We start from the raw sequence: 7,807 nt of genomic DNA, 5'->3' as shown, positions 1-7,807 counted from the left end.
CCGGGCCGCCGCGGCCGCGGTCAGCGCCGTCGCCGCCGAGCGGCGGATCTTCTGCGTCCGCGCGGACGACCGGGCCGCCGCCACCGCCTGGACCCCGGCGGTGACCCGGCACGGCCCGGTCACCGTGGCCGTGCTGGGCGGCGGCGACCCCCGCCGCGCCATGACCGTCCGCGACGCCGTCCGCGACCTCCTGGGTGCGAGGAAGGGCCCCCTGTCAACGCCGCCAGCGGAGCAGGGGTCCCGGGTCGACACCCCGGGCCACGCCGGCGGGCGGGTGGCGCTCGTCGGTGCGGGGCCGGGCGATCCCGAGCTGATCACCCTGAAGGGCTGGCGGCTGCTCACCGAGGCGGAGGTCGTGGTCGCCGACCGGCTCGTCCCCGGGCTGCTCCTCGACGAGCTGCGCCCGGACGTCGAGCTGGTCGACGCCTCCAAGATCCCGTACGGGCCGTCGCGGGCCCAGGAGGAGATCAACCGGATCCTGGTGGACCGGGCCCGGGCCGGCAAGGTCGTGGTACGCCTCAAGGGCGGCGACCCGTACGTCTTCGGCCGGGGCGGCGAGGAGCTGCTGGCCTGCGCCGAGGCGGGCGTGCCGGTCACCGTGGTGCCCGGGGTGACCAGCGCGATCTCGGTGCCCGCCGCGGCCGGGGTGCCGGTCACCCACCGGGCGGTGGCGCACGAGTTCACCGTGGTCTCCGGGCACGTCGCGCCCGACTCGCCGGCCTCGCTGGTCCACTGGGAGTCCCTCGCCGGCCTGCACGGCACCCTGGTGATCCTGATGGGCCTGAAGAACCTCGCGGCGATCAGCGCCACCCTCGTCGCGCACGGCAAGCCCGCGGGGACCCCGGCAGCGGTGATCCAGGAGGGCACCACCACCGCCCAGCGGTCCCTCCGCTCGACCCTCGGCACGGTGGCCGCCGACGTCGAGTCCGCGGCCCTCCGCCCACCCGCCATCGTCGTGATCGGGAATGTGGTCGGGGCACTCGACACCTGAGCCCCGAGCAAGCGAGCGGCCCGGGACCAGTCGGTCCCGGGCCGTCGTCGTGCCTGGTCAGTTCACTGCTTGAGCATGTTGTCCAGCATCAGCGCGCAGCGGATCAGCCCGAGGTGGCTGTACGCCTGCGGGTGGTTGCCCAGCCCGCGCTCGGCCAGCGGGTCGTACTGCTCGGGGAGCAGCCCGGTCGGCCCGGCCGTGTCGACCATCTGGGCGAACAGCTCCTCCGCGTCGGTGCGCCGGCCGGTGCGCAGGTACGCCTCGATCAGCCACGCCGTGCAGATGTGGAAGCCGCCCTCCCGGCCGGGCAGGCCGTCGTCCCAGTGGTACCGGTAGACGACCGGGCCGCTGCGCAGCTCCGCCTCGATCTTCAGCACCGTGGACAGGAAGCGCGGGTCGTCCCCGGCGAGCAGCCCGGAGATGCCGATCCAGAGTGACGAGGCGTCCATCTCCTCGTACCCGTAGGCGACGCTGTACGCCTCCGCCTCCGGGTGCCAGCCGTGCTCCAGCACGTTGTCGGCGATCCGGTCGCGCAGCTCGACCCACTCCGGCCGGTCCTCGCCGCCGTGCTGCCGCACCACGTGCAGCGCCCGGTCGACGGTCATCCAGAGCATGACCTTGGAGAAGACGTGGTGCCGGGGTGGGAGGCGGGCCTCCCAGATGCCGTGGTCGGGCTCGTGCCAGCGGCGGCGGACCGCCTCGACCATGTTCTCCAGCACCCGCCACTCGTCGTCCCGGACCGAGCCCCGGGCGTCGGCCACCGCGGCGATCAGGTCGGCGACCGGGCCGAAGACGTCGAGCTGGAGCTGGTGGTTGGCGAGGTTGCCGACCCGGACCGGCCGGGAGCCGGCGTATCCGGGCAGGGTGTCGATGACCGCCTCGGCGCCCAGCTCGTAGCCGTCGACGGTGTAGAGCGGGTGCAGCCGCTCGGGGTGCCCGCCGGTGCGGTCGATGACGCCGTCGACCCAGCGCAGCAGGCCCTCCGCCTCCTCGGTGGAGCCGAGGTCGACCAGCGCGCGGGCGGTCATCGCCGCGTCCCGCAGCCAGCAGTAGCGGTAGTCCCAGTTCCGGACGCCGCCCAGCTCCTCCGGGAGCGAGGTGGTCGCCGCGGCGAGGATCGAGCCGGTCGGCTCGTGGCAGAGCCCGCGCAGGGTGAGCGCGCTGCGGGCCACCAGGTCCCGGGCGGTGCCGGGCAGCCGCAGCGAGGCCACCCAGTCCTTCCAGGGCTGCTCGGCGGCGGCCTGCCGCTCGTGGATCGGCACCCGGTGGTGCTCCAGGCTCTGGGTGCCGAAGCGCAGCTCCAGCACCACCTGGCCGCCGGCGGCCGACAGGTCCACCACCGCCTTGGCGGTCTCGTAGCCGGCGTCGTTGGTGACCTCCCACTCGACGCCGGGCGAGTAGAGCGCCACCGGCTCGTTGGAGCCGAGCACCAGCAGCCCGTCGTCGAGCGGCTGGAGCTGCACGGCGACCTGACCGAACTCGGGCCGCGGGGCGAAGTCGATCCGGGCCCGCCCGGTGCCGCTGAGCACCCGGACCAGCGTCGAGTCGCCGGTGACGATCGCCGGGCCGTCCGGCGTGGTCTCCTTCGCCGGCAGGTCCAGCCAGTCGGTCACGGTCAGGCCGGACCAGCGGGTCTCCACGGTCATGGTGTTGCTGCGGTAGCGCTGGCCCAGCGGGATGCCGCCCCGCTGCGGGCCGACGGTGAAGTGCCCGGCCGGGCTGCCGCCGACCAGGTCGGCGAAGATCGCCGCCGAGTCCGGCTTCGGGTGGCACAGCCAAGTGATCTTGGCCTCGGGGGTGACGAGCGCGACCGTGCGGCCGTTGGCCAGCATCGAGTGCCGCTCGATCGGCACCGCCCGCTCGCCGAAGAGCCAGTGCCGCCGGGTCTCCAGCAGCAGGCCCAGCGCCCGGGCCGCCTCGATGGGCTCGGCCACCCGGTAGTCGGCCCGGGTGTCGCCCGGACCGATCTTGATGCCGACGTCCGGCCCGTGCAGGTTGCCGAAGGCGTTCTCGTCGGTGACGTCGTCGCCGATGAACAGCACGGCGCTGGCCGCGAGCTGGGTCCGGAGCTGGTCGACCGCGGTGCCCTTGTGGGTGGCCACCACCGACAGCTCGATGACCTCCTTGCCCTGGGTGACGGTGACGTCCTCCCAGGTGGCGGGGCCGCTGCGGACCGCCTCGATGGCCGCGGCGGCGATCTGCGGGTCGACCCCGCGGGTGTGCACGGCGACGCTGGCCGGCTTGCGCTCCAGGCGTACGCCCGGGTGGGCCGCCGCGATCTCGCGCAGCTCGTTGCGGAGCCGGTGCCGGACGGCGATCAGCTCCGGGGTGAGCCGCTCGACGAAGCCGATGTCGAACTCGGAGCCGTGGCTGCCGACCAGGTGCACCTCGCTGGGCAGCCGGGAGAGCGTGGCCAGGTCGCGCAGCGCGCGGCCGGAGACCACCGCGACGCTGGTCTGCGGCAGGGACGCGAGGGCGCGGACCGCGGCCACCGACTCGGGCAGCGGTACGGCCTTGCTCGGGTCCTCGACGATCGGGGCCAGGGTGCCGTCATAGTCGCAGGCGACCAGGAGCTGGGGGACCCGGGCGATCCGGCCGATCGCGGCGCGCAGCTCGGGATCCATCACCCCGCCGTGCGGAGTGGTGGTGGCAGGAGAGCTCACGCCGCCTCCGCATCGGGGACGCCGAGTTCGGTCAGGAAGGACTTGGCCCAGTGGCCGACGTCGTGGCTGCGCAGGTGGCGTTGCATTATCCGCATCCTGCGTCGGGCCTCGGGTTTCTCGACGTGCACGGCGCGCAGCAGCGCGTCCTTGACCGCGTCGGGGTCGTGCGGGTTGCACAGGAAGGCCTGGCGCAGCTCGGTGGCGGCGCCGGCGAACTCACTGAGCACGAGCGCGCCGCCCTGGTCGGCGCGCGATGCGACGTACTCCTTGGCCACCAGATTCATTCCGTCTCGCAGCGGGGTCACCATCATCACGTCTGCCGCGACGTACATCGCGGCAAGTTCGGAGCGACTGTACGACTGATGCAGATAATGCACCGCCGGCACGCCGACCCGTCCAAATTCGCCGTTAATCCGGCCAACCTCGCGCTCCACCTTCACCCGGAGTGCCTGGTAGTGCTCCACGCGCTCGCGGCTCGGCGTGGCGACCTGCACCATAACCGCGTCGGGGACTGTCAACTTTCCGTCAGCGAGGAGTTCGCGGAAGGCCTTCAGCCGGAGCTCGATGCCCTTGGTGTAGTCGAGCCGGTCGACGCCCAGGATGATCGTCTTCGGGTTGCCCAGCTCCTCGCGGATCTGCTTGGCCCGGGCCTGGATCGCCGGGTCCTCGGCCAGCCGCTCCATCTCCCGGGTGTCGATCGAGATGGGGAACGCGCCGGCCTTCACCTGCCGGCCGTCGACCTGGATCATCTGCCCCTCGTAGCGGAGGCCGAGCAGGTGCCGGGCCAGCCGGACGAAGTTCTGCGCCGCCAGCCGCTGCTGGAAGCCGACCAGGTCAGCGCCGAGCAGGCCGCGCAGGATCTCGGTGCGGAACGGCATCTGCATGAACAGCTCGATCGGCGGGAACGGGATGTGCAGGAAGAAGCCGATCCGCAGGTCCGGCCGCAGCTCGCGGAGCATCGCCGGGACGAGCTGGAGTTGGTAGTCCTGCACCCAGACCGTGGCGCCCTCGGCCGCGACGTCCGCCGCGGCCTCCGCGAACCGGGCGTTGACCAGCCGGTACGCCTCGCGCCAGCGCCGCTTGTAGGCCGGGGTCTCGACCGCGTCGTGATAGAGCGGCCAGATCGTGGCGTTCGACTGCCCCTCGTAGTAGCGCTCCAGCTCCTCGGCGCTCAGCGGCACCGGGTGCAGCCGGATCCCCTCCAGGTCGAAGGGCTCGGGGGCGGCGCCGGTGCCGCCGGCCCAGCCGACCCAGGTGCCCTGGTGCTCGGCGAGCACCGGGTGCAGCGCGGTCACCAGGCCGCCCGGGCTGCGTCGCCACTGCCGCCCTTCGGGTGTGCTCACCTCGTCGACCGGCAGTCGGTTCGCCACAACGACAAAGGAGCTACGGACGGTCACGATCGGCCACCTCCGGGTGCTGACGGGTCCACCGCGATGAGCGTACTGAGCGTAGCTGCGGCGTCTGTTGCCCCGTGCCTGAGTTCCCTACCCGTCCCAGAAGGGCCGAATCCAGATCGTGATCTTGTCGACAGCCGCAGCGTGCCGGGTACTCCGGGGCGGGGTGATGTGGGCGGAGCGGGGCGTACCTGTCAGGATTGACGATGGCGTGCGCGCGGCCGGCCCCGGGCCGGCGGCGGCCGGCGGACCTCGCCGCCCGCGCCCGCGCCCGCCAGCTCGCGATCGCAACCGACGGAGGTAGCCCGCACCGTGGCCCAGTTCATCTACGTCCTGGAAAAGGCGCGCAAGGCGCACGGCGACAAGGTCGTGCTCGACAACGTGACGCTGAACTTCCTGCCGGGGGCCAAGATCGGTGTGGTCGGTCCGAACGGCGCCGGTAAGTCCAGCCTCCTCAAGATCATGGCAGGTTGGGACCAGCCGAGCAACGGCGAGGCCCGGCTCATGCCCGGCTACACCGTCGGCATGCTGGCCCAGGAGCCGCCGCTCAACGACGCCAAGACCGTCCTCGGCAACATCGAGGAGGCGGTCGCCGAGACCAAGGCCAAGCTGGAGCGGTTCAACAAGATCGCCGAGCAGATGGCGACCGACTACTCCGACCAGCTGATGGAGGAGATGGGCAAGCTCCAGGAGGAGCTGGACCACGCCGACGCGTGGGACATCGACTCCAAGCTCGAGCTGGCCATGGACGCGCTGCGCTGCCCCGCGCCGGACGCCGACGTGACGCAGCTCTCCGGCGGTGAGCGCCGCCGGGTGGCGCTCTGCAAGCTGCTGCTGGAGGCCCCGGACCTGCTGCTGCTCGACGAGCCCACCAACCACCTGGACGCGGAGAGCGTGCAGTGGCTGGAGCAGCACCTGGCCAAGTACGCCGGCACGGTCATCGCCATCACCCACGACCGGTACTTCCTCGACAACGTGGCCGGCTGGATCCTGGAGCTGGACCGGGGCCGGGCCATCGGCTACGAGGGCAACTACTCCACCTACCTGGAGAAGAAGGCCGCTCGGATGGCGGTCGAGGGCCGGCGCGACGCCAAGATGAAGAAGCGCCTCGACGAGGAGCTGGAGTGGGTCCGCTCCAACGCCAAGGCGCGGCAGACCAAGTCCAAGGCCCGCCTCGACCGCTACGAGGAGATGGCCACGGCGGCCGAGCAGACCCGCAAGCTGGACTTCGAGGAGATCCAGATCCCGCCGGGCCCGCGCCTGGGCAGCACCGTGATCGAGGCCAACAACCTCGTCAAGGCGTTCGGCGAGCGGGTGCTGATCGACAACCTGTCGTTCTCGCTGCCCCGCAACGGCATCGTGGGCGTGATCGGCCCGAACGGCGTCGGCAAGACCACCCTCTTCAAGACCATCGTGGGCCTGGAGGAGCCGACCGCCGGCACGGTGAAGGTCGGCGACACCGTCTCGCTGTCGTACGTCGACCAGAGCCGGGCCGGCCTGGCGGGGGACAAGACGGTCTGGGAGACCGTCTCGGACGGGCTGGACCACCTCCTGGTGGGCAAGGTCGAGATGCCGTCCCGGGCGTACATCGCCGCGTTCGGCTTCAAGGGGCCGGACCAGCAGAAGCCGACCAAGGTGCTCTCCGGTGGCGAGCGGAACCGGCTCAACCTGGCGCTGACCCTCAAGATCGGCGGCAACGTCATCCTGCTCGACGAGCCGACCAACGACCTCGACGTCGAGACGCTCGGCAGCCTGGAGAACGCGCTGCTGGAGTTCCCCGGCTGCGCCGTGGTCATCTCCCACGACCGGATGTTCCTGGACCGGGTCGCCACGCACATCCTGGCCTGGGAGGGCGACGACCAGAACCCGGCCCGGTGGTTCTGGTTCGAGGGCAACTTCGAGGCGTACGAGAAGAACAAGATCGACCGCCTCGGCGCCGAGGCCGCCCGGCCGCACCGCGTGACGTACCGCAAGCTCACCCGTGACTGACAAGTTCGTCTACGACTGCGCGCTGCGCTGGTCCGACCTGGACGCGTACGGCCACGTCAACAACTCCCGTTTCCTCACGCTGTACGAGGAGGCACGGGTGGCGCTGATGTTCGCCGGCGGCCGGGCGTGGGGAGTGGGCTCGTTCGCCGACGGGGTGGTCATCCGCCGGCACGAGGTCGACTACCTGCGCCCGGTCGACTACGCGCTGGGCCGGTCCACCGCGGAGGCGGCCCCGACGGTCCGGATCGAGCTCTGGGTGGAGGAGATCCGGGCGGGCTCCTTCACCGTCGCCTACGAGCTCTACGACCGGGACGTGCTGGCCAGCCGGGCCCGCTCGGTGCTGGTCCCGTTCGACCTGGCCGCGCAGCGGCCCCGCCGGATCTCCGCCGACGAGCGGGCCTTCCTGCTCCGGTACGCGCCCGGGCTGCCGGTGAGCGCGAGGAGTGAGCCGGGTTTGCGAGCCCCGCAGTCGCGAACGAAGGGTGGCCCGGCATGACCACACCGGCCACCGGCCACGGGCTGGACGGGGTGGCCGACGCGGGCGCCTTCCTGGCCCGCCTGGTCCGGCTGGACCCGGCCATCCTGGTCCGGCTCCGGCCGGTGCCGGGAGCCCGGCGTACGGCACTCTGGGCGCGGCTGCCGTGGGATGTGCTCGTGGTGCGTACCGTCCCCGGCGCGGCGCCGGGCGACGCCACGGTCGCGGCGGCCGAGTTGCTGGCGGAGCTGTCGGCCGGCGGCGACGCGCTGCCCCGGCGCCGCGACGACGGCTG

5 protein-coding genes and 1 pseudogene are annotated in these 7,807 nt (G+C 72.4%); 4 read left to right on the top strand and 2 right to left on the bottom strand.

Annotation, left to right across the window (positions count from 1 at the left end; translation table 11 throughout):
* On the top strand, positions 1-991 hold a 991-nt coding region (gene cobA, locus B0E53_RS30615; RefSeq protein ID WP_107079170.1), incomplete at its 5' end, for a uroporphyrinogen-III C-methyltransferase.
* Positions 992-1,053: 62 nt separating this feature from the next.
* Here cobA and otsB read toward each other — a convergent pair.
* Together otsB and B0E53_RS30605 are read right to left on the bottom strand one after the other, a co-directional pair.
* Positions 1,054-3,615: a trehalose-phosphatase gene (gene otsB, locus B0E53_RS30610; RefSeq protein WP_107079171.1), complete on the bottom strand. Its 2,562-nt coding sequence runs from the start codon at positions 3,613-3,615 to the stop codon at positions 1,054-1,056.
* Between the two features lie 35 nt (positions 3,616-3,650).
* A complete protein-coding gene (locus B0E53_RS30605; RefSeq protein ID WP_091269672.1) occupies positions 3,651-5,051 on the bottom strand; it encodes a trehalose-6-phosphate synthase in 1,401 nt (466 codons plus the stop codon).
* A gap of 309 nt (positions 5,052-5,360) precedes the next feature.
* On the opposite strand from B0E53_RS30605, the gene ettA reads away from it, so the two are divergent.
* The 3 genes and pseudogenes from ettA to B0E53_RS30590 form a co-directional block, all read left to right on the top strand.
* Positions 5,361-7,037, top strand: a complete 1,677-nt coding sequence (ettA, locus tag B0E53_RS30600) for an energy-dependent translational throttle protein EttA (RefSeq protein WP_107079169.1) — start codon at positions 5,361-5,363, stop codon at positions 7,035-7,037.
* Positions 7,030-7,533, top strand: coding sequence for a thioesterase family protein (locus B0E53_RS30595; RefSeq protein WP_107079168.1), 504 nt, complete (start codon positions 7,030-7,032; stop codon positions 7,531-7,533). Before ettA ends, B0E53_RS30595 begins: the two co-directional genes overlap by 8 nt.
* Positions 7,530-7,807 (top strand): annotated as a pseudogene (locus tag B0E53_RS30590) (hypothetical protein); the annotation flags it as partial. The gene B0E53_RS30595 and the pseudogene B0E53_RS30590, both read left to right, overlap by 4 nt.

It is taken from the genome of Micromonospora sp. MH33, assembly GCF_003013775.1.
GTDB lineage: Bacteria > Actinomycetota > Actinomycetes > Mycobacteriales > Micromonosporaceae > Micromonospora > Micromonospora fulviviridis.
The sequence above is the reverse complement of the archived record's forward strand: the minus strand, read 5'-3'. Positions and strand labels throughout refer to the sequence as shown.

Excerpts from the sequence above, each read along its gene's own strand:
- otsB (WP_107079171.1), bottom strand. The coding sequence starts at position 3,615 with ATGGATCCCGAGCTGCGCGCCGCGATCGGCCGGATCGCCCGGGTCCCC.